The following is a 22,605-nucleotide window of genomic DNA, read 5'->3' on the forward strand; positions in this document are numbered from 1 at the left end:
TGAGGAGGGTTAATATGAAAGAAAAGAAGGGGTTTATTACATGTAAATCAGCGCCAACATCGTTAGCATTCATCATGGTAGCATCGGTCCTGTCGGCTTGTTCCGGCGGTGCTGCGCCAGTTTCAACAACAGGAACAGCTAGTACTGCTGACGGCGGTAAACCAACGGAAATCAGCATTTTCACGGAGTTTAGCACACCGGAACCTCCGGCAGCTGATAATCCGGTTACGAAGGAATTCGAGAAGCGCACGAATACCAAGTTGAATATTACTTGGGCATCTCCAAACGCATGGGAAGAGAAGCAAAACGTTATGTTGGCTTCGGGCGATATGCCTGATTTGATGAAGATCAAGGACATGAAACAAACGCAGGCGATCAACATGATTAAGCAAGGTGCGTTTTGGGATTTGACGCCTTATCTGAAGGATTATAAAAATTTATCGGCTTATCCGAAAGAAATTATGGACAGTGTCAAAGTGAATGGCAAACAATACATCCTGCCGTCGGTACGTCCGCTCCATGGAAGCAGCTTCTTCAATATCCGCCAAGATTGGCTGGATAATGTAGGGCTGAAGATGCCGCATACCATGGATGAGTTCCATACGGCATTAAAAGCATTTGTTGAGAAAGATCCCGACAAGAACGGCAAGGCTGACACGTATGGTTATAACGGCAAGAACTGGGAAAAAGTGATCGATATTTTCAATAAAAGTAACGGTAAATGGAAAGAAGCGGGCGGAAAGCTGGTTGACACCGATCTGGAACAGGGAACAAGAGACGGACTTATTTATCTAAACAAGATGTACAAGGATAAAATAATGCCTGAAGATTTCATTGCTATGAAAACAACCGACTTTGAAAACATGGCGAAAGCGGGCAAAGTCGGTGTCCAAATGGATACCACGGAAGGTGTTTTCCGTTCTACGGAAGGTGCACAAAAGCTGGATCCGAAAGCCGATTTTGTGGCTATGACGTATCTTGAAAGCCCGGCAGGTAAAATGGTTCATACCGGTTCCGGATTTGGCGGGCTATACGTGATCCCGAAAAAAGTCCCTGAAGCCAAAATGAAGAAAATCCTGGCTTTGATGGATTACGGCGCATCCGAGGAAGGCTTTGAATTGGCCTGCTACGGTCTTAAGGATATCCACTTCAAGGTGGTAGACGGCTTCAAAACGGCTACTGAGCAAGCAGTCAAAGACAGTGTATCGCAAAGCTCATTCGGCAAAATCTTCGAAAGATTCGATCCATACCTGTGGGCCTACCGCGTAGGTATGCCAAAAGCAACCTTCGAGCGTAACAAGAAAATTATTGACGATCGAGCAAATTATGGGGTAGCAGATGTATCGATCGGTCTGTTGTCCGACGTCGATTTGAAAATGGGACCGGACTATAAGAAGAAGATGGACGATATGAAAGTTAAAGTGATCATGGGTAAAGAACCGATCGAATCATGGGATACTATGGTCAAAACGTTCAAAGCGGATGCCAATTACATGAAGATGACCGACGAGTTCAACCAAGCCTATCAGGACAGAAAGAACGGTAAGTAAATAGAGAAAAGGAGTCGAGAGTCCATGCTGCAAAAATTGCGATTGGCCGTTGTCGGATTGGGACGCGTATCGAAGTCCCATCTTCCGGCAGTACGAGAGCTGGCTGAACAAATTGAATTGGTTGCCCTTATATCTCGTGATGAAAGTAAACTGCAGCAGGAAGCCGAAAAGTGGGAAGGGGTGAAAACCTATACTTCCTATGATGACGCGGTTAATGATCCGGATATCGACGCTTTCCTGCTGCTTCTGCCGCATGATATTCACGCGGAATATTCGATTAAGGCGCTTCATGCCGGCAAGCATGTGCTGGTTGAAAAGCCTATGGCGATGAATGTGCAGGAAGCAGAGGAGATGGCAGAGGCTGCGGAAGCAAATAACGTCACCTTAATGATCGGGCAAAGCCGCCGTTTTTATAAACCGGTAATGGAATCGATCCGTCAGGTGAGAGAGAATGCTATCGGCAATTTGATCAATATCAACGCATTGCTTCTGGCGCATATGGATAAGCCGGCAGCAGATTGGTGGAAGGACGAATCTAAAATCGGCGGATTTATTATTCCGCTTTGGGGAAGCCATATTCTTGACTATATTCAGTGGGCTTACGGCAGAGCCCCCCATTCGGTCTATGCGCAGGGACATTCCAACAACCCGAATTGGACGGGGGAAGATGAAGTCGCCATTTCCATGAATTTTGGGGAAGGCCGGATGGCGAATGTGTGGATGTCGTTCAATGCGGGCTGCCGCCCGACGGATGAAGTTGGTCTTACAGGAAAGCGTATATGGTCTACGCAGAACAGCATTTACGACCGATATTTAATCGGGTCGAACGGCTTGCTGCATCTGAAAGACGAATATGAGCTTAGTTTGAATGGAGAGAAGCTGGAAACCTGTGAAACCACTTTCTCTAATTTCACATGGCAGCTTGAGGAATTTACCGACGCCATACGAGAGGGACGTCAACCTCTGGCTTCAGGCCGGGAAATCATCCAGGTGATGAGGGTCATCGATGGTTGCTTTGAATCGATGCGGACCGGTCAGGTTGTTCAGCTTTAATCCTTGAGGGAAAACGAAGGAGGACTTTTGTAATGAAGTTAAAAACCTTGGTGCTTTCACCGCAATCTCGTTTGGACGAAGTATGTTCGGAGGCCTGCCGTGCGAAAATAAATGAACATTTCGAGCCGGTGTGGAATGAGACAGGACGCGACTATACACAGGATGAGCTTTCAGTGCTGGTTGCGGATGCGGAAGTGATCATTTCCAGTTGGGGCTCCCCCAGTCTGACCGACGACATGCTAGAGAAGGCCGTCAAGCTTAGAGCCATTGGCCATGCGGCCGGAACGGTGAAGAACCTTGTTCCGAAGCAGATTTTCTCTCGAGGAGTTAAAGTATTCTCTGCAGCTCCAAGGATCGCGCTAAGTGTAGGGGAATATTGCTTGGCGGCGCTGCTTGCCTCTCTGCGGTATTTGCCTGCTTTCGATTCCACGATGAGGGAAGGGAAATGGAAGATTGCTGGTTTGAAGGGAAGGGAGCTTACCGGCAGCACGGTCGGCATCATTTCAGCCAGCTCTACGGCTCGCGCTTTTATCAAGCTGCTTGCGCCGTTTCAAGTCAATGTTATCATTTACGACCCCTATTTGACGGATGAAGCAGCAGCCCGGTTGAATGCTAAGAGGGCCACACTAGAGGAAGTAATGGGCTGCCCTGTCATTTCGGTGCACGCACCAAAGCTTCCCGCTACCGAAAGAATGCTAACCCGTGAATTGTTGGCACTTATTCCGGATGGTGCGGTCTTCATTAACTCTTCCAGAGGCCCTGTGGTAGATGAGCAGGCATTTATGGAAGGGCTTCAAAGCGGAAGATTCTTTGCTGCACTTGATGTGTTTGAGAAGGAGCCTCTTGCTGTGGATCATCCTATTCGGTCGCTGCCGAATGTACTTCTATCTCCCCATATTGCCGGAGCCTCGGTACAAGGCCATCTTGCGCTGATGGAGGAAGTGGTCGAAGATATCATCAGAAGCCAGCGGGAAGAAAAGACGACGTATGAAGTAAACGAGAAAATGTGGGAAGTTATGGCCTAACAGGTCGCAGAGTCCTTTTATATCGGAAGGAGAAATACTCAGAATGGTTAGAAAAATGTCCGTTCCTCCTATGGAATTGGTAGATTATGATGGTCCCGGAACGCAGATGTGTGCGGTTATGGACGCTATCGGAGAGATTAGTGTTAGACGAGCTTTGATTCCGGAACCCAAGGAAGGCGAAGTACGTGTCAAGGTCAAGTGGGTCGGTATTTGTGGAAGTGACGTTGAGGTATTTCGTGGTGCGCGCGAGCCAGAATTTATTTCGTACCCTACCAGGCTGGGACATGAAGTTGCAGGGATTATTGATAAGATCGGCCCTAATGTGATTGGTGTCAAGGAAGGCGATCATGTGGCTTTGCGGTATGTTTGGGGCGCGTTTGCCGAATATGTATGCTGCACCCCGTTTTCTCTTAAGGTTCTGCCCAAAGACCTGCCGTTAATCGAGGGTTCGCTGATTGAAGTGCTTCCGGGCATCATCCATGCAGCAGAACTCGGGGACATTTCCCCTAATAAGAACGTACTGATCACTGGGCAAGGCGTCAGTGGTCTAGTGATGACTCAAGTGATCAATATGTTTAGCCCGAGAAATTTGGTCGTAACGGATCTGTTTGACGAAAAACTGGCGCTTGCTCGCAAATATGGCGCCACACATACTTATAAAATCCCTCATGAGCATGCGGATACCATGGATATTGTTGGAGCAGACTTCCCAGATGGCTTTGACGTGGTCATTCCTTGTCTTCTGGAGGGAGCGGGGATGGTAGACGCTATTAACGCAGCAGCGCAGAACGGACGTATTGTGATGTACGGCTGCATCGGTACCTGTCATAAGCCAGTTGATTTCTTCAAGGTTCACAAAAAACGGTTGGATATCCTTTCCACGGAACCTAAACGGGACATCGACAACCGACGCTACTTCGATGAAGGGCTGCGGCTGGTCCTTGACGGATTAGTTAACACCGAGGAAATGATTACTCACGTCGTTCCCCTCGCGGAAGTCGCCCGGGCATTCCAATTGAGGAATGAACATAAAGGTGATACCATTCACGTCATGATTGACTGCGAAGTCAAATAGTACAAGACAAACCGCCATAAGGAAACCTCCTTAGGGCGGTTTATTTTTTGAAGAATAAGAATTTATATGTTTCGTGTTTTGGGTAAGCAAAGCATCTCGGTTTGGGGAGGGAACTCGTATACCATGCATGCAAAATCCTCTTTGGGCCCCATTTACGGAGTTCATTAAGTTAGTAAGGCAATTGAAGTTGCTTATTTGTCTTAATAGCCCCTGATATGATTGCATAAGCAAGCTAGGTTTGTTTATTGTTTGCTAATGGGCCCTAGAATGTAACGTTGTGCAGATAATAAGCATGTGCTGTGGTCTTATCTCACGAGGTGCCAATGAATTAGAATGGATAAGCGAGATTAGCTTGCTTATTCATTCATAGATAAAACACTATCCGTAGAGGGCTCGGTGTGTGCCAGATAGCTTGTAAGAGCGAATACGTATAGTACCGGAAGTAGGTTGTAATAGCTCCATCTGAGCAAGCTTGCGCAGAAGTTTAACGGCATGGTTTCTGCTAATGTGCAGACGCTTGGAGATGGTTTTTGGCAGGAGGGGTTCACCCGTTTGTCCGGCGATTCTCAGAATTTCTTTTTCTTCCAGTGTTAACGCTGGACCCAAATACTCCTCGCCAAACCAGCTGCCCATCATTTGGAGGATCAATTGCTGACATCGACGTGGCTTTTCTTTCATTTCATCATAGGCGAAGCGGAGCACCTTCCACCCATCCAGAATGAGACGGTTTTGACGAGTTAACTGGTCTGCAAACTGCCAACGATTAATATCCTTATGGTGCGCCTTGTAGCCATCAATTTCTATACAGACCAAGTGATTCCCGCGAATATAAGCGAAGTCCAAATATCGATCACCATCCTTAAAGTCCGAAATCTGATATTCGGCATGAAGAAAATCAAATCGACCGACAGACGGCCACCAAACCTGCTCGAGGAACTACTTCTCAGCATGACCGTGGCCCTCCTGAAGACGCCTTAGAGATTCGCCTGATCTCGTTTGTAACTGCAATTGCATAAATTTCTCATAGCATGCGTCGAATAACATATCAATGCCCCCTATTGATCATAACGCCTAAAGAACAGACCGCTCTCTCCTGTTGGAGAGAGCGGTCTGTGTGCTTCACGACCTGTGATCCTATTACGGTTATTTTACACGAATAAATGACTCAGTGGCAAGATGGTGGGGGATGAAGATTTACGGACCGTCTTTGAAGTGGTGTTTTTACTGCATAGTCCCTACCCGCGAACTAAAGACTATAACCAGTAATCTTATCGGACCTAGTCGCAGGCTAGGTTTTTTTGTTTATCTCTCGACCGGAAGCCATCATAAAAAATCACAACCCAGCGGAAGTTATCCCATGGAACAGATAGAGTAACCATTGTACCATCAGGACATAGTTGCTATAGAGGAGGATAAGGGATGAATATGGAGTTGAATCACGGTAAGGATGCGTTTGAGGAACGTATCATGCAGCTGCCTGTTTTGGATACGCACACCCACCTTGTGGGGGATCGTCTTTGTGCTAGCGACTTCTGGGAGATTGCGCATTATTTCTGGTTGTTTCGCGAGCTGCAGGCTGCGGGCTATCCGGCGAATGCCATGGAGCTCCCGGAGGACATACGAATCGCTGCCTTTTTGGAAGCTTACCATGGATCAAGAAACACGATGATGAATGTGGTGTTGACGCAAATTTTCAAAAATCTATACGGCATTGTTATAAGCGACGCTGCCTCCGTATTGGAAGCAGACGCTGCTGTCAAACAGTCTGCGCAAAACGTTACGTGGGCGCAAGAAGTAGCGGATCGAATGAACGTTAGCAGATTCGTCGTGAATATGCCCGAGCATGCGGAGTTCCAAGGCATGCGAGAGAACGCCATACTGATCCCGCGAATTGACGGAAAATTGGGCGGTTGGGTCAAAGAAGTTGAATTGTCGCATAACCCGGCTGAGGTATTCGCTCAAGCGCGTGAGAAGCTTACGCAACTACTCGACACCTACAAGGAAGCCGGTTACGTGGGCATCATGACGACATTGCCAAGCTATGAAGCCAGAGCGAACCGCAAGGTTGTGATCGGGCAAGGCAGCACGAAGGATGAGATTTTAATGATGCTTCTGCACGAATTAGGTGCTGCAGCTGAGCAGAGGGGACTTCTCATTCAATTGTTTCTCGGTGTGGAACGTTCCTGGTGTGGAACAGCCACCCCGGTCAATGACCCGGCCCGTATCTTGAAGCTATCTGCTTTGTTTGAAGCCTATGCCTGTACCTTCGAACTTGTGGTGGCCTCGGAGCTTAACAATCTGGATATTGTGCAAGCAGCATGGAATTTTCCGAATGTTCATGTGGGCGGACATTGGTGGTTTAACTTTCGGACGAGCACGTACCGAGATAGTATGCAGTACCGGTTAGAAGCGCTTCCGGCAATCAAAAGCTCTCTCATCGTATCCGATGCCCGCTGTATGGAGTGGAGCTACGGCAAGATTTTGCTTGTCAAACGGATTGTGAGCGATTTCCTATGGGGTCAAATTGAAGCTGGCTGGATTGATCAGGACACGGCCTTGTTTGTAGCGGAGAATTGGCTGTACGGAAGTGCAGCAAAGCGCTATGGTATCGCTCATTGATTCTGTTTTACCAATCGTAAAAAAACACAAAGCGCTATAAGTTTCACCATCGCTACCTCCAGACAACCCAAGTAAGATGAAGAAGACAAATTGAAGCAGCATACAAGAAGGGGAGGAAACCATGGCCAGTAAAATACAGCCATCCGATCGAACGGTTTACGATTTCTCATCGCAGAGTCAGAAATGGGCTTTTGTGCGAAAACATTGGCCGATTTATGTGATCTCATTACCGGGAATTATTTATTTCTTACTTTTTAAATATATCCCGTTATTCGGTTCCATCATCGCGTTTCAAAACTACAACATTTTCAAAGGAATTAAAGGAAGTAAATGGGTGGGTTTAGAAAATTTCCAACGAATGTTCGCGTATACAGATTTCCTTCAGATTTTGAAAAATACGATATTAATCGGTATTTACGATATGTGCTTCGCGTTCCCGGTTCCGATCATTCTGGCTCTTCTCATCAATGAAGTGCGAGTGATGATGTATAAGCGGATTGTTCAAACCGTAGTCTATATGCCGCATTTCCTATCATGGGTCATCGTAGGCGGAGTTGTCGTAGGGGTATTATCGCCATCCACGGGGATCGTCAATCATTTGCTAGCTTTATTTGGTGTCGAGCCCATTTATTTCTTAGGGGAAAATACATACATTCGGCCCATTCTAATTGGTTCCGGGGTGTGGAAGGATAGCGGTTGGGGGACCATCATCTATTTGGCCGCCATTGCTGGCATCAATCCCGATTTGTATGAAGCAGCACAAATTGATGGAGCCAGCCGGATTCGTCAAGTGTTTTCCATCACGATTCCGAGTATTCTACCAACGATTGTTATTCTATTCCTTCTTCAAATTGGTAATTTTCTCGATTTCGGTTTCGAACGCGTCTTTGTATTTCTTAACCCGCTTAACAATGAGAATGGGGAGATTATTGATACGTTTGTGTACCGGGCAGGTCTCGTTGATAGGCAATATAGCTACACGACTGCCATCGGGTTGTTCAAGTCGGTTGTGGGTCTAATGTTAATCATGATCAGTAACACGTTTAGTAAAAAGATGACCGGGGAAGGTTTGTACTGATACGGAAGGAGAACGGAGGTGAATTGCTATGATTATGACAAGAGGCCATAAAATTTTTAATGTATTCAATATCATTTTGTTAGGTATCATCGGATTGAGCATGGTGCTTCCCCTCATTCACATTATTGCGCAGTCATTAAGTAATAACGCTGCCATTAATGCAGGGAAAGTATCGTTGTGGCCAGTTGGCTTCACACTGGGAAGCTATAAACTTATTTTGCAGGACCCGACGATATGGATTGGGTTTCGAAATAGTGTCATTATTACGGTTTTTGGAACCTTGATCAACCTATTTATGACAACAACGCTAGCTTATCCTTTATCTAGACCTGAATATTTGTTCCGTAAATCCATACTGGTGATGGTGCTGTTTACCCTTATTTTCAGCGCACCGTTAATTCCAAACTATTTGTTGGTGAAACAGTTAGGACTTCTTAATACGCTTTGGGCTTTAATGCTTCCTATGGCGATTAGCGCTTTTAATTTATTCGTTATGCGTTCATTCTTCCTGAACCTACCGACGGAGCTGCTGGATTCGGCAAGAATTGACGGATGCGGAGAGTTTCGGATATTGTGGAATATTGTACTGCCTCTATCTAAACCTGCGATGGCTACGATGGGCATCATGTATGCGGTGGGTCATTGGAACCGTTATGCCGAGGCCGTGTTTTATATCGATCATCGAAACTGGATTCCGCTTCAAGTGCGGCTAAGAGAAATTGTATTTACAGATCAAATGGGGCAATCGGACGTTTCTTCGGAATTAATGCTATTACTATCACCGGAAGGGATTAAGATGGCGGTCATTGTCGTGGCTACGATCCCCATCCTTTGTGTATATCCGTTCCTGCAAAAGCACTTTATCCAAGGGATGATGGTAGGATCAGTGAAATCCTGATGATCTCGTAAATCACAAAAAACAACCGTATATCGTAAATTTACCAATCTTCTAATTTCAGTATCCTGTGTATGCTTTGAATGGAAGGACCATTCATAACTTTTGGAAAGAAGGGGTTCTTTTGAAAAAAGTTACAAGTGTCGCGCTCGTCGCTGTATTGTCTATCGGTACTTTAGCGGGCTGTTCAACGGGAAAAACCGATCAGGAACAAGCAACGCCGTCATCAGTCACAACAGCGGCAAAAAAGGCAGCGACCAAGTTTTCTATTTCATATCCGACCACGACTAACACTGGATACCACACTCGAGTTGACATTAACAATGACAAATGGGTGAAGAAACTGGAGGAGCTGACGAATACCGATCTTACGCTTAGAGTAACGGAAGTAAACAAAATGGGCGTTTTGTTCGCGAGTAGTGACATTCCGGATGTGGTAGGCAGCTTGGGCACAGCAACAGATAAAGCGATGTCAGGTTCCGTAGAAGCAGGGATGTTCTTGCCACTGGATGACTTGCTGAAACAAAATGCCCCTAATTTGATGAAAACAGTACCAAAGGAAGCGTGGGACGCCGTATCCTATAATGGGAAGATTTATGGGATCCCCAACTGGTTAGAGAATCCTTCCAGACGTGCTACGTTTATTCGTACCGATCTGCTTGAAAAGGCAGGATTACAGCCACCTAAAACGATCGATGAATTCTTGAACGTACTCCGGAAGTTTAAGGCAATGGGCGTTAAATATCCATATGGGGCTCGCGAGAACCTGAAATATGCCGACACCGTTCTAGGAGCATTCGATGTGCTGCCTTATAAAGAACAATTTGAGGTTGTAAATGGTCAAGTTGTTCCGAAGTTTTTTGATGTGGAAAATATGACAAAAGCGCTTAATGTGATCATGATCATGTTTGATGAAGGTTTGATGGCCAAAGAGTTCGCGACGACAACTTCGACCGATTGGTTGAAAAATATCCGCTCCGGCGATGTTGGTATCTGGTCCTCCAACTTAGTCAGCTTGAATGATTTCCGGACGAACATTCCGAATGCGGTGAAAGATGCCAAGATTGATATTATCACTTCGCCGAAGGGACCGGATGGCAAAGGCGGTTATCTGATGTACCAGCCAGTGATTGGCGCTCATTACATCAGCAAAAATGTGAAGCCTGAAACGGCCGCTGAAATCGTTAAATATTTCGACTGGATGACGTCAGAGGAAGCATTCAAGTTCTTTACTTACGGTATCGAAGGCGATACGTATACGGTAGTTGACGGTAAAGTGAAGTATAAGGAACCGACCAACAAAGAAGAACAAGAGGAGCAGGATCACCGTGGTACACTGCACTCCTCCCATGAAAGTACGGTTAACCGTCTGAAAATGCAAACAGATCCTAACGGACCTTATATTTTGAATGCATTCGATAATATTTTAGCAAAAGAAGGTTTATCAGGTATTGGCTTTTCGCCTAATCTGGAGGCCGATGCCAAGTACCCAGATGCCGCTTCACCAGGTTCGGATGCTGCGCCGAAGATTATTATGGATCATATGATTAAAATGATTTACGGCAAGGAACCGATTTCCGACTGGCCAAAGGTCATTGAAGAGTATAAAACCAAAGGCGGCAATGAGATCATTAAAGAAGCGACGGACCGTTACAACAATAAAAAAGGCGTGCTTTTTTTGGGTAAGAAACAGGAATAGCAAGTCGATAGAAACTGTCCCGTGAGCGGGCAGTTTTTTATTTTTTTGGTGGAGTTGCTGATGAGCCAAGCCCGATCACAAGATGCTCTATTTTGCTCAAACCGGGTATTTCACGTTTTCGCGGAACGAGGATCCGCTATTTCCCATTTTCGAGGTGTAAAAACTGGTAAAACGTCAAAATAGCGCACTCACGTTCCGCGTATCGGTCCTGCATAGGCATAATCACCGAAATAGCGAATCCTCGTTCCCCCGATCCTCCGTTTATATGTCCGAATCACTCATCCATGGATTTTACCAGCTCTTTATCTGTATTTGATGTTCAGAAAACAGCTGTGTTTAATCGTATAAAATGACATAGCGTCTTAAATTTATACATACAGGAAACGATAACTTTTCGTTATGATACATATAGAGTAGTGAAACCGCTTGCACTTTGAATGGAAAGAAGGGGAGTTTATATGAAAAAAACAATCAGTCTTACCCTGGCTGTCATGCTGACAGCATCTGCTTTAACCGCATGTTCTTCGGATGGAAAGGTTGCGGGAAATGCTTCACCACAGCCATCAGATAACGTGAAGAAAGCACCAGTTAAATTCTCGATGCTTTATCCAACGACAGTCAGTACGGGATACCATACCCGAGTGCCTGATTTGAACAAGGATAAATGGATCTTGAAGCTAGAGGAGTTAACGAATACGGATTTGGACGTTAAGGTCGTGGAGGATGCCAAATTCGGCGTTATGTTCGCTAGTAACGATATTCCCGACGTTGTTGGCAGTATCGGTGGTCCTGGCAGTAAGTCGATGTCCGGTTCTGTAGAGAACGGTGTTTTCATGCCGCTGGATGAACTTTTGAAGCAGAATGGGCCGAATTTGTTAAAAGCGGTACCCAAAGCAGCTTGGGATAGTGTTTCGTATGAAGGGAAGATTTATGCCGTTCCTGAATTTTTGAGCAATCCATCCCGACGTTCCACGTACATTCGTACGGATTTACTGGAGAAGGCCGGGCTTCAGGCTCCTAAAACCGTAGACGAATTTTTGAATGTGCTGCGGGCATTTAAGAAGATGGGTGTAGAGAATCCATATCAAATGAGGGAAAACTTCAAGTATGCGGACGTTATTCTAGGAGCTTTCGATGTTTTGCCTTATAAGGATCAATTTGAGCTTGTAAATGGTCAAGTAGTCCCGAAGTTTTTCGATGTAGAAAATGTTCAAAAGGCACTCACCACATACAAAATGATGTATGACGAAGGTTTGATTCCAAAGGAATTCGCAACCATCACTTCTACCGATTTTACGAAAAGCATTGAGTCGGGCAAAGCGGGAATCTGGTCGCAAAATGCTTCCGGATTACCAGGTTACCGTACGAAGGCCCAACAAGCTGTCCCAGGAGCAAAAATTGATATTATTGCTTCGCCAAAAGGCCCGGAAGGAAAAGGCGGATATTTCTATTATGCCCCTGTCATTCGTTCCTTCTTTATTAATAAAAATGTGAAGCCAGAAACAGCGGCGGGAATTATTAAAATGTTTGATTGGATGGTTTCGCCGGAAGCCGAAACCTTCTTCACCTTCGGGGTTGAAGGCGATACCTACACCAAAGACAGCAGCGGCAAAATTACTTATAAATTCCCGACGACGAAGGAAGAAACAGATGAAGAAGGGTTCCGCAGCGGAACGATGTGGGCGGTGCATGACTCCACTTACAATAAACCAAGACTTCTGCTGAACGAAGATGGAAAAGCGACCTTGAAAGCATTCGATGAGGTTCTATCGAAGGAAGGGCTGTCCGGTATCGGATTTTATCCAGATTTGAGCAGCTTCGCTAAGTTCCCGGATCTTGCTGCTCCTCAGCCTGACGTAGGCCCGAAAATTATTATCGATCACATGATTAAAATGATTTACGGCAAAGAACCAATCTCCGATTGGCCGAAGGTGATCGAAGAGTATAAAGCCAAAGGCGGCAATGAAATTATTAAAGAAGCGACCGATCGCTGGAACAAGAAGCAAGGCGCGATTATGCTCGATATTAATAAATAAGCTGCCATTAGAAAGGGGCATCCTTCACGCAGAGTATTCTGCGGAAGGATGTCTTTCCCTATGATAAATCGTAAAAAAATACATACATATCTTAATTTTATCCTTACTGCTAGAGCGAATTAATTTCTATAATGAAGTCAATAAATCGATGGAGAGGTGAGTGTCTGAATGGAAAGTATCGTAGAACGTATGCTGCCTGCGCCTCGCGAAGGCGGATTTCGGATGGAAGGTTATTGGGTATGGTGCGGTTCAGTTATTCGGGGAGAGGATGAACGCTATCATATGTTTGCTTCTCGTTGGCCCAAGTCGCTGCCCATGCATCCTGGATGGCTGGTTGCTTCGGAAATTGTGCGAGCGGTTTCGGATAACCCGGAAGGGCCATATACCTTTCAAGAGGTCGTTCTGCCCGCCAGAGGAGCCCAGTATTGGGACGGGCGCAGTACGCATAATCCACATATCACCAAATTCGGAGATAAGTATCTTCTCTACTATATGGGTTCTACGCACCCGCTACCTGATGTGGTCGCCGGTGATGGATTCGGGTTGGAAGACCCGCGATGCATCGTAGCACGTTCTAATAAACGAGTGGGTCTTGCTATGTCGAACAGTGTTTTTGGGCCTTGGGAAAGAAGCGAGAACCCGATACTCCCTGTGCGACCAAAGCGGTTTGATAGCTACTTGACCTCCAATCCGGCACCTTGCATACAGGGAGACGGTTCCGTGCTGCTTGTCTACAAAGCCCGTCAATATGAAGGTAATCTTCATGGGAAAATGACGATCGGGGCAGCCGCAGCAGATAGCTATCAAGGACCTTATCGCGTATTAACAGAGGAGCCCATTTTTCCGCCGAATCAATTTCATATCGAGGACCCTTTCATTTGGAAGACGACGGAAGGGTATGAGCTGTTAGCCAAGGATATGGAGGGGACGCTTTGCGGGGAAAGGCATGGAGGCATTCATGCTGTTTCTCCGGACGGGCTGAAATGGCAATTATCTGAGACGCCAAAGGCTTACTCACGAACGGTTCTTTGGGACGATGGAACGGAGCAGACGATGGGTAATCTGGAACGTCCTTTTCTGTTATTTCATGAGGGGAAACCGACGCACCTGTTCGCTGCAGTTGCCGATGGACCCGGGGGATTTCTGGGCGCAGCGAACACTTGGAATATGGTTATTCCATTGAGGCCTTAGGGAGGTAGTTTACATATGAAAGCTGTACTGGTTGGTTTGGGATCTGCAGGGTTCAGTTGGTATAAACGTCTAAGAGATAAAGGATTACTAGCAGCCGTTGTTGAGGTTGATATGGCCATGAAAGAGAAGATGAAGGATGATCCGTTCCCTTTCTACACGTCATTAGAAGAAGCTTTGCAAAACGAAGAGGCGGATTTTCTTGTCAATGTGACATCGCCGATGATGCACACAAGGGTGAATCATGCGGCATTTGACCGTAAGTTAGCTGTTTTGTGTGAAAAACCGATTTCCTTTGATTATGAGGAATCCATTGAGGTCGTGGCACGAGCTGTTCGGGAACACATCCCTTTTATGATCGCAGAAAATTACCGCAGGATGCCTTATATTCGTAAAATGAAACAGCTATTGGATGAGGGTGCAATTGGCACTCTTTCCTCGCTGGATATACAGTTCTACAGGTACCACCATGTGCAGCGGAAATATACCGTTAGTATCCTGGATGACATTGGTGTACATCACTTGGATATGCTCCGATATTTAACCGGAAGAGAAGGGAAATCGGTGCAGGCCAAGCTGTACAATCCAATTGGCGCCTGGGAAGAGGAAGGGGCGATCATCAATGCTTATGCCTTCCTTGAAATGGATAATGGCATCACAGCTGCCTACCATGCATCCATCGCTGCAAGAGGGACAGAGACGCCGTGGAGCGGTAATTGGAGAATAGAAGGAACCAAAGGGGCTTTGGAAGTAATCGATAAGGAAATCCGCCTAATTCGGGACGGAGAGGTCTTGCTCGTCGAAGATCTGAGTGGAGTAGATGAAACAGATACACTGGCTGAGTTTTTGGCATCGCTTCAAGAGGGGCGAGAAGCGGAGACAAGCGGTAGGGACTATTTGAAAACCCAAGCCCTTGTTCATTACACGAAGCTAGCAAGCGAATCCGGTCAGACAAAGGCCATTGAGGTTCCAACTCTATAGATGAATGGGGAAACTAGCATGCAGATAACGAATTGGCAACAATCGGCGCCAGGCGTATGGCGTCTTACGATCGGAGAACCGCAAGGAATTACACCGCTCTCATTGATGGGCGTTTCGCCGAAAGTCGAGGCCTTGCAGCAAATGCCGCAGGTACAGCCGCCTTTTCCCCGGGAAAGTATTCAGCTCGAGGAAGCAAATGACTGTCTCATTCTGTCTTTTCCGCTTGATCGAACGGAAAAGCTATACGGGACAGGCCTTCAGTTATTAAGAATGAATCAACGGGGAAGAAACCGTTATTTACGTGTGAACAGCGATCCCAAGCAGGATACGGGTGAGACGCATGCTCCTGTGCCTTTTTACGTAAGCGATCTCGGGTATGGCGTTTTGGTGGATACTTCACGGATCGTTACTTTGTACTGCGGATCAACCATGAGGCAGGAGGAAACGCAAAGCGAGGATATTCGTGATCGCAACACCGATAAGGGATGGAAGGCAACGCTAATCGCTTCGCGGGTGGAGATCCGGCTTCCTCTCGAAGGTGCAGACGTGTATGTGTTTGGCGGCCCTACTCTTTCGGATGTGGTTGCTAGGTATAATTTATTTTGCGGTGGCGGCACACTGCCTCCGAAGTGGGGACTTGGCTTCTGGCACCGAGTTCCGACGCTGTATACGGATCAGCAAGTGCTTGAAGAAGCGGAGCAGTTCCGTCAGCACGATATTCCCTGTGATGTGATCGGGCTCGAACCCGGTTGGCACAGCCAAAGCTACCCAGTCAGTTACGAATGGGAGAAAAGCCGATTCCCTGAGCCTGAGAAATTCGTGAAAGCTTTGGACCAAAGCGGCTTTCGGGTGAACCTGTGGGAGCATCCCTTCGTTTCGCCGAAGAGTGAGCTGTACGAGGAACTGAAGCCGCTTTCGGGGAGTCATTCGGTATGGGGCGGGCTTGCGCCGGATTATTCGCTGCCGGCAGCTGTGGAGCTTTATAAGAAGCAGCATGAAGAGCGGCATGTCAATATCGGAGTATCCGGTTACAAGCTGGATGAATGTGACGGCAGTGACTTGACCAACAATTCTTGGATGTTCCCGGGACATGCTCAGTTTCCATCCGGTCTGGATGGCGAGCAGATGAGACAAATGTACGGATTGATGTTCCAAAAAATGACAGCTGAACTGTTCCGCAGCAAAAATCGGAGAACGTACGGACTTGTTAGGGCTTCGAATGCCGCAGCCTCAACGATGCCTTATGTCCTATATTCGGATCTCTATGATCACAAACAATTTATTCGCGGTCTATGCAGCTCCTCCTTCAGCGGGCTGCTGTGGACACCGGAGGTTCGCAGAGCCCGAAATGCCGAAGATTGGGTACGGCGGATGCAAACAGTATGTTTCTCGCCACTCGCGATGCTGAATGCATGGGGAGATGGAACGAAGCCTTGGTCTTTCCCTGAAGTGGAAGGTACTGTCCGCCATTATATCAAGCTGCGGATGAGATTGCTGCCGTATTTGTATACAGCTTTCGCAACCTACCGAGAGCAGGGTATTCCTCCTTTCCGCGCAATGCCTTTCGTTATGTCGGCATCAGAAATCGCAGAAGCCGAGGCTTTGGAAGCTGAAGCGGCACAGCAAATCTTGAATACGACTGATGCCGCCTACGGCAAGAAAAAAGTGAGAGAGTGGGACGACCAGTACATGTTCGGCGATACGTTGCTAGTAGCTCCACTGGTTGAGGGAGAGTCCGAGCGGGAGGTCCTACTGCCATCTGGAATCTGGTATGGGTTAGAGACAGGAGAACGCTATACCGGAGGATGTATCATTCGCGTTCAAGCAGGCTTAGAGCGAATTCCGGTATTTGTTAGAAACGGGTCCGTCATTCCGATGATGCCTGCGTTATCGCATGTCCCACGCGTAGACACGCGCGTTCCACTTGAACTCGTTCATTTCGGTGATGGAATGGGTGAAGGCAATCTGTACGATGATGACGGCGAATCGTTCGATTATGAACAAGGTAAGTTCGGTTGGTGGAAGGCGGCAGTCACGCAAAATGCAGCTGGTGTCTACTTCGGGGAACTTATAGGGACAGACGGGGAACCGACATCCTTCAGTTCCGTCACGTGGCGTTTCGCACAAACTCGTTTGTAATTCCTTCCGTTGTAGAACCTTTATCCGTGAGTTATCATAATTGGATAGCGATTCCGAGAAACATAGGGGAGGTCTGGACATGCATGTACTGATTGTAGACGATGAACCTGTCATTCGCAGAGGAATGGTAAAGATGGCGGAAATGTATACACCTTCTTTCTCGAAAATACAGACGGCTGAGAACGGCGTGGCTGCTTTAGAGCGGATTCGCGTCTGCGAGCCTGATCTAGTGTTGACGGATGTTCGCATGCCCAAAATGGACGGCTTGGAGCTCTGCAGAATCATTCATGAGGAATTTCCTCACATTAAGACCGTTGTAATATCCGGTTACAGTGACTTCGAATATGCCCAAAAAAGTATGGATTATGGTGTTCGGCACTATATGCTGAAACCGGTTACCAAATCAGATGTGCATGGCATGCTGGATCAATTGATCAAAAAGCCATCACGCAGCTATATGCCGCCTTCCCGTTATATCGAGTGGATTGATCAAATGGAACAGCAAATATGGGCTTTGCAAATGGAGGAACTGAGCAGCTTAATCAGCCGCTGGCGTGAATACTGCCTATCTGCCAATTTATCATTGGCCCAGCTTAAGGAGCTTCTGGATGATTGTAATGCGCTTCTTGTCAAACGCTTTCAAGGCCGCAATTATTCCCCGTCCTCCGTGCAAGCTCACTTGCAGGCGGATAGTGTGAAGGAAGCCCTCGAAGCGTTTGAGAAAGGTTTGAATCAAATGGCGAAAGGACTTCAAGATGTTCGAAGCGGCAGCTTCAAAGATCCTATGGAAGAGGCCAAAGGCTTTATCGACAGCCGGTTATCAGAGGACATTTCGCTGGATCAAGTCGCTGCGATGGTCGGATTGACACCTACCTATTTCAGCTCGCTTTTTAAAAAAGTAACGCAGGAAACCTTTGTTCAGTATCGGATCAAAAAAAGGATGACGAAGGCGAAGGAAATGCTGGCTATCCCTTATGTTCGAATCGTGGATGTGGCCTCCGATGTCGGGTATGACGATTACCCCCATTTTACGAAAACCTTCAAAAAAATTGTTGGCGTTTCGCCTTCTGAATATCGTGCAGGGCTTGGTATTAAATGAAAATTAGAGGTTTAACGAAAAAGCTATTCGTCTATTTTCTAATTGTCATTATTCTTTCTCTTAGCAGTGTCGGTATTTTCTCTTATATGACATCTTCCGATGAGTTAGCGGAAATGGTTGAGAACCAAATGAATCAAATCGTCGGGAACGCGGTTCATCATACGGATCTGTATTTGATTGATTATGAGCGCTCGATTGTCTCTATTTTGACGAACAGACAGGTTATGGAGTTTATTGATTTGAAAGCCAATCGGGAGGAATATGACTTTTTTACCTATCGGAAAATGATTCTCGAAACGAGTGTCGATCCGTTATTTATTCGCAATCCTAAATTAGCTTCTGTTTATTTGCTCAGCGATAAGCTGAATGCAGTCTATTACTATAATGGTGTGAATGAGCAATCCTTCAATGTTGAGGATAAACGGAAGCAGCGGGAATATTTACTCGCCAATACAACGCCTGACGGAAAATTAAGTATTTTGAACCACACCATTATTGAAGGTCAGGAGAATCAAATGCTCACGCTTGTCCGTCGTATCCGAGGCTTCACCTCGCCTGAATTGAGTGGCTTGCTCGCCATTGAGATGAGATCTGCTGATTTGTCTGCTCTATGGAAAGGAATTGATTTAGGTAAATACGGTTACCTGTTTATCATTGATGATAAGGGTCGTTATGTGTATCACCCCGAAGGAGTTAAAGTCGGATCCGATGTTCCCAATGATTTTGTGCAAAAGCTGAAACAGGCCGGGGATCATTCCTTTATTGATAGCAATGAAGGGGATCAGCGCATGTATCTAAGCCGCAAATCCGATTATTCGGGTTGGCAGCTTGTTGTCTCCATGCCGCTTCATGAACTGCGTAAACCGGTGGCTAACATCCGTTCGACAACGCTTGTAGTCGGGTTATTTACTCTGGCATTAGCGATTTTACTTGCCTACAGATTCGGTAAGTCGATTACCAAGCCGATTCAAGTACTTAAATCCGGGATGCGAGAGACGGAAAAAGGAAATTGGGCGACCATTCCACTCCCCTCTCACAGGGACGAAATTGTCGAACTCATGGTTCGCTATAACGTGATGGTCAATCGGTTATCTGAAGCGGTTGATCGCGTGGTTCAGGTCGAATTAAGCAATTCAGAAATTCGGATGGAGCGGCAGAAGGCTGAGTTTCAATCTCTTCAGCTGCAAATCAATCCTCATTTTATGTACAACACACTGGAGACGATTGTCTGCTATGCCACGATTCAGGATTCAGAGGAGATATCCGAAATTGTTAAGGCACTGGCTTATATGCTGCGCTACTCGGTCCAAACCAATCTGGAAGAAATTACGGTTGCGAACGAGTTGAAGCACGTTTTGTATTATCTGGTCGTGCTGAGGCATAGAATTGGCCGGGAATTCGAGATTGATGTTGCGATTAAACCCGAATATTTGCTACATGCCATGGTTCGGCTGACCCTTCAGCCTCTGGTCGAAAATGTGTTCCAGCATGCATTTCCGGAAGGATTGGAAGATTATCATTTCATCCGAATCGACGGAGGGGTAGAGGACGGAATCTTCTGGATTAGTGTAGAGGATAATGGTTCAGGGATGTCGGAGACACAACTTGCGCAGCTCCAAGAGAAGTTGAGCACAAACAGACTGGCAGATGCTGAAATAGATGAAGCAGGTAAAAAAGGCGGTATTGGTGTGCTGAACGTCCATCGCCGAATTCAAATGGTCTACGGGGAGAATTATGGACTGAGGATTGAAAGTATGGCTGAGCAGGGAACTAAAATGATCATGGTAATGCCTGCATCACCTAAACATTATGAAAAACCAAATCTTGAATAGGGGGCATAAACTTGAACAATCGCGAGAAATTGTGGTACCTTCAGCCTGCTAAGATGTGGGTAGAAGCGCTTCCGATCGGTAACGGTCGACTGGGCGGGATGATTTTTGGTCAAGTGCAAGAGGAAAGAATTCAATTAAATGAAGATTCCATCTGGTACGGAGGTCCTAAAGATGGCATCAACCCCGATGGTTCTCGATATTTAGAAGAAATCCGAGAGCTGCTTTTTGCCGGAAACGTCTTGGAAGCTACGCGATTAACACGAATGGCGCTCTTTTCCACACCTAAATATTATAATCCTTATCAGCCTTTGGGAGACCTAAGGCTTTATTTTCATGACCAGAAAGGCGAAGTTGAAGATTATCGGCGAGAATTGGATTTGAAGAAAGCCATCGCTCGTACAACTTATAGGGTGGGCGGAGTCAATTACCGTCGTACGATGTTTACCAGCTGTCCCGATCAAGTGATGATGATTCAATTGGAGTGCGATCAACCAGGCAAACTTCATTTCTCTGCGAATCTGAATCGCAGACCTTTTGAGGGGGAAACCGGCGCATTGTCGGAGGGTAGTATTTGGATGGGCGGAGAATGCGGGAAGCATGGTGTTGAATATGCTTGTGTGTTGAAAGCCAAATCCAAGGATGGTCATGTGTCCGTGATTGGCGACTTCCTGTCTGTGGAAGGGGCTAGCTCTGTGACATTGATGCTTGCCGCAGCCAGCACATTTCGAGAGTCAGATCCATTAGCAGCCTGCAAGCTTCAAATTGATGGCGCCGATCGGTTCAATGCTGACGAAATAGAACGCCGGCATATTCAAGATTATCAGGAATTGTACAATCGGGTGAGTTTGTCTTTGACGGAAAACGATCCTTTTGATGATTTGCCAACGGATGAGCGTTTGAAGCTTCTACAAGGGGATCAATCGACTGTGGATAGCGGTTTGATGGAGCTTTACTTTCAATACGGCCGTTATTTACTGATCGCCAGCTCCCGCCCAGGATGTCTGCCCGCGAATCTCCAAGGCATTTGGAATGACAGCTTTACACCTCCTTGGGAGTCCAAATATACAATTAATATCAATACACAAATGAATTATTGGCCAGCTGAGGTTTGCGGGTTATCGGAATGTCATGAACCGCTGTTCGACCATATCGAACGAATGCAGGTCAGTGGTCGGCAAACAGCGCGCGAGCTGTATGGCTGCTCGGGCTTTGTCGCTCATCACAACACGAACTTATGGGGAGAGACGCGGCCTGAAGGATTGTTCCCGACATGTGTGATATGGCCGATGGGAGCTGCATGGCTAAGCTTACACGTATGGGAGCATTTTGTTTTTACCGAAGATATGGATTTTTTACGGCATAGAGCCTACCCGATCTTGAAGGATGCTGCAGCTTTTTTCCTTGATTATTTGGTGGAATCGCCAGATGGACAGCTTGTGACGGGACCATCAGTCTCTCCAGAAAACGTGTATGTATTGGCGGATGGAACTAGAGGGGCATTGACCATGGGGCCTTCTATGGATACGCAGATCATCCGTGAGTTGTTCGAGGCGTGTAAACAGAGCAGTCTCCTGCTGCAGGTCGATAGTGAGCTTCGTGAGCGGTACTCCGCGCTGCTGGAGCGGCTGCCTAAGCCGCAGATTGGCAAACACGGACAGATCATGGAATGGTTGAAGGACTATGAGGAGGATGATCCAGGTCATCGGCATATTTCACAGTTGTTTGCGCTGCATCCGGGAACCCAAATCAACCCGCATCGCACACCGGAATTAGCCAAAGCAGCTGCAGCCACACTGCAGCGGAGATTGGAAAATGGTGGCGGGCATACGGGTTGGAGCAGTGCGTGGATTGTCAATATGTATGCAAGACTGGAAGATGGCGAACAATCGTATGCACATTTAAACCACATGCTGTGCAAATCAACGTATCCCAATCTCTTTGATGCGCATCCTCCTTTTCAAATTGACGGGAATTTCGGTGCCACGGCTGGCATTGCCCAGATGCTGCTGCAATCTCATGCCGATGAGTTGAACTTACTTCCTGCGCTGCCGCCTGTGTGGTCTGAGGGTGAAGTGAGAGGACTAAGGGGGCGCGGCGGATACGTCGTCGACCTGAAGTGGACCGATGGAAAACTATCGGAAGCGATCATCAGCGCAGCGAAGGCTGGCTTATGTAGAGTCCGTACAAGTCATGACGTTCTAGTCCGCTGCGGGGGAGAAGATATCGCCTTAGGCGGGGACCAGTCAGTTGTAGAGTTTCGAGTTGAAGCTGGCAGAACGTATGAGCTTTATAGAAAATAATCGTTGAGACTTGTATGGACGGGTATCTAATTCCAG

At 46.8% G+C, this 22,605-nt stretch carries 16 protein-coding genes; 15 read left to right on the forward strand and 1 reads right to left on the reverse strand.

What is annotated here, in order from left to right:
* Nucleotides 1–14: 14 nt before the first annotated feature.
* The 4 genes from QFZ80_RS02885 to QFZ80_RS02900 are packed head-to-tail and all read left to right on the forward strand — an operon-like array spanning nucleotide 15 to nucleotide 4,703.
* Complete coding sequence (locus QFZ80_RS02885) at nucleotides 15–1,550, forward strand: type 2 periplasmic-binding domain-containing protein (protein WP_307549071.1); 1,536 nt, start codon at nucleotides 15–17, stop codon at nucleotides 1,548–1,550.
* A 24-nt stretch (nucleotides 1,551–1,574) separates the two neighbouring features.
* Nucleotides 1,575–2,603, forward strand: coding sequence for a Gfo/Idh/MocA family protein (locus QFZ80_RS02890; protein WP_307557153.1), 1,029 nt, complete (start codon nucleotides 1,575–1,577; stop codon nucleotides 2,601–2,603).
* 32 nt (nucleotides 2,604–2,635) lie between these two features.
* Nucleotides 2,636–3,628 carry a hydroxyacid dehydrogenase gene (locus tag QFZ80_RS02895; protein WP_307557155.1) on the forward strand — a complete coding sequence of 331 codons (993 nt, stop codon included), beginning with the start codon at nucleotides 2,636–2,638 and terminating at the stop codon, nucleotides 3,626–3,628.
* A gap of 43 nt (nucleotides 3,629–3,671) precedes the next feature.
* Nucleotides 3,672–4,703, forward strand: a complete 1,032-nt coding sequence (locus QFZ80_RS02900; RefSeq protein ID WP_307557157.1) for a zinc-dependent alcohol dehydrogenase — start codon at nucleotides 3,672–3,674, stop codon at nucleotides 4,701–4,703.
* Between the two features lie 378 nt (nucleotides 4,704–5,081).
* Here QFZ80_RS02900 and QFZ80_RS02905 read toward each other — a convergent pair whose 3' ends face one another.
* The gene (locus tag QFZ80_RS02905) at nucleotides 5,082–5,546 is read right to left on the reverse strand and encodes a DUF559 domain-containing protein (protein ID WP_307557159.1); all 465 of its coding nucleotides are present in this window, start codon (nucleotides 5,544–5,546) and stop codon (nucleotides 5,082–5,084) included.
* A 576-nt stretch (nucleotides 5,547–6,122) separates the two neighbouring features.
* Between QFZ80_RS02905 and QFZ80_RS02910 the strand changes: the two genes are divergently transcribed.
* The 11 genes from QFZ80_RS02910 (at nucleotide 6,123) to QFZ80_RS02960 (ending at nucleotide 22,569) form a co-directional block, all read left to right on the forward strand.
* Entirely contained in the window at nucleotides 6,123–7,322 is a 1,200-nt protein-coding gene (locus QFZ80_RS02910; protein WP_307557161.1) for a glucuronate isomerase, read from the forward strand.
* A gap of 121 nt (nucleotides 7,323–7,443) precedes the next feature.
* Nucleotides 7,444–8,400, forward strand: coding sequence for an ABC transporter permease (locus tag QFZ80_RS02915; RefSeq protein ID WP_307549058.1), 957 nt, complete (start codon nucleotides 7,444–7,446; stop codon nucleotides 8,398–8,400).
* Nucleotides 8,401–8,428: 28 nt separating this feature from the next.
* Nucleotides 8,429–9,298, forward strand: coding sequence for a carbohydrate ABC transporter permease (locus QFZ80_RS02920; RefSeq protein WP_307549056.1), 870 nt, complete (start codon nucleotides 8,429–8,431; stop codon nucleotides 9,296–9,298).
* A gap of 121 nt (nucleotides 9,299–9,419) precedes the next feature.
* On the forward strand, nucleotides 9,420–10,994 hold the full coding sequence (locus QFZ80_RS02925) for an extracellular solute-binding protein (RefSeq protein ID WP_307557163.1): 1,575 nt from the start codon (nucleotides 9,420–9,422) through the stop codon (nucleotides 10,992–10,994).
* Between the two features lie 458 nt (nucleotides 10,995–11,452).
* Nucleotides 11,453–13,030: a type 2 periplasmic-binding domain-containing protein gene (locus tag QFZ80_RS02930; protein WP_307549052.1), complete on the forward strand. Its 1,578-nt coding sequence runs from the start codon at nucleotides 11,453–11,455 to the stop codon at nucleotides 13,028–13,030.
* 168 nt (nucleotides 13,031–13,198) lie between these two features.
* Nucleotides 13,199–14,221: a glycoside hydrolase family protein gene (locus QFZ80_RS02935; RefSeq protein WP_307557165.1), complete on the forward strand. Its 1,023-nt coding sequence runs from the start codon at nucleotides 13,199–13,201 to the stop codon at nucleotides 14,219–14,221.
* A 15-nt stretch (nucleotides 14,222–14,236) separates the two neighbouring features.
* Nucleotides 14,237–15,199, forward strand: a complete 963-nt coding sequence (locus QFZ80_RS02940; RefSeq protein WP_307557167.1) for a Gfo/Idh/MocA family protein — start codon at nucleotides 14,237–14,239, stop codon at nucleotides 15,197–15,199.
* Between the two features lie 18 nt (nucleotides 15,200–15,217).
* A complete protein-coding gene (locus QFZ80_RS02945) occupies nucleotides 15,218–17,338 on the forward strand; it encodes a glycoside hydrolase family 31 protein (RefSeq protein WP_307557169.1) in 2,121 nt (706 codons plus the stop codon).
* 79 nt (nucleotides 17,339–17,417) lie between these two features.
* Nucleotides 17,418–18,437 (forward strand): response regulator transcription factor, encoded by a 1,020-nt coding sequence (locus QFZ80_RS02950; protein WP_307557171.1) that lies wholly within the window; start codon nucleotides 17,418–17,420, stop codon nucleotides 18,435–18,437.
* Nucleotides 18,434–20,269 (forward strand): cache domain-containing sensor histidine kinase, encoded by a 1,836-nt coding sequence (locus tag QFZ80_RS02955; RefSeq protein WP_307557173.1) that lies wholly within the window; start codon nucleotides 18,434–18,436, stop codon nucleotides 20,267–20,269. The genes QFZ80_RS02950 and QFZ80_RS02955 overlap by 4 nt, the downstream gene beginning before the upstream one ends.
* An 11-nt stretch (nucleotides 20,270–20,280) precedes the next feature.
* On the forward strand, nucleotides 20,281–22,569 hold the full coding sequence (locus tag QFZ80_RS02960) for a glycoside hydrolase family 95 protein (protein WP_307557175.1): 2,289 nt from the start codon (nucleotides 20,281–20,283) through the stop codon (nucleotides 22,567–22,569).
* The last annotated feature ends 36 nt before the right edge of the window (nucleotides 22,570–22,605 follow it).

Origin of the sequence: Paenibacillus sp. V4I7 (assembly GCF_030817275.1) — a bacterium.
GTDB lineage: Bacteria > Bacillota > Bacilli > Paenibacillales > NBRC-103111 > Paenibacillus_E.

Bases quoted from the DNA above. Each gene is read 5' to 3' on its own strand.
- QFZ80_RS02885 (WP_307549071.1), top strand. From the start codon at position 15: ATGAAAGAAAAGAAGGGGTTTATTACATGTAAATCAGCGCCAACATCG.
- QFZ80_RS02890 (WP_307557153.1), top strand. From the start codon at position 1,575: ATGCTGCAAAAATTGCGATTGGCCGTTGTCGGATTGGGACGCGTATCG.
- QFZ80_RS02895 (WP_307557155.1), top strand. From the start codon at position 2,636: ATGAAGTTAAAAACCTTGGTGCTTTCACCGCAATCTCGTTTGGACGAA.
- QFZ80_RS02900 (WP_307557157.1), top strand. From the start codon at position 3,672: ATGGTTAGAAAAATGTCCGTTCCTCCTATGGAATTGGTAGATTATGAT.
- QFZ80_RS02910 (WP_307557161.1), top strand. From the start codon at position 6,123: ATGAATATGGAGTTGAATCACGGTAAGGATGCGTTTGAGGAACGTATC.
- QFZ80_RS02915 (WP_307549058.1), top strand. From the start codon at position 7,444: ATGGCCAGTAAAATACAGCCATCCGATCGAACGGTTTACGATTTCTCA.
- QFZ80_RS02920 (WP_307549056.1), top strand. From the start codon at position 8,429: ATGATTATGACAAGAGGCCATAAAATTTTTAATGTATTCAATATCATT.
- QFZ80_RS02930 (WP_307549052.1), top strand. From the start codon at position 11,453: ATGAAAAAAACAATCAGTCTTACCCTGGCTGTCATGCTGACAGCATCT.
- QFZ80_RS02935 (WP_307557165.1), top strand. From the start codon at position 13,199: ATGGAAAGTATCGTAGAACGTATGCTGCCTGCGCCTCGCGAAGGCGGA.
- QFZ80_RS02940 (WP_307557167.1), top strand. From the start codon at position 14,237: ATGAAAGCTGTACTGGTTGGTTTGGGATCTGCAGGGTTCAGTTGGTAT.
- QFZ80_RS02945 (WP_307557169.1), top strand. From the start codon at position 15,218: ATGCAGATAACGAATTGGCAACAATCGGCGCCAGGCGTATGGCGTCTT.
- QFZ80_RS02950 (WP_307557171.1), top strand. From the start codon at position 17,418: ATGCATGTACTGATTGTAGACGATGAACCTGTCATTCGCAGAGGAATG.
- QFZ80_RS02955 (WP_307557173.1), top strand. From the start codon at position 18,434: ATGAAAATTAGAGGTTTAACGAAAAAGCTATTCGTCTATTTTCTAATT.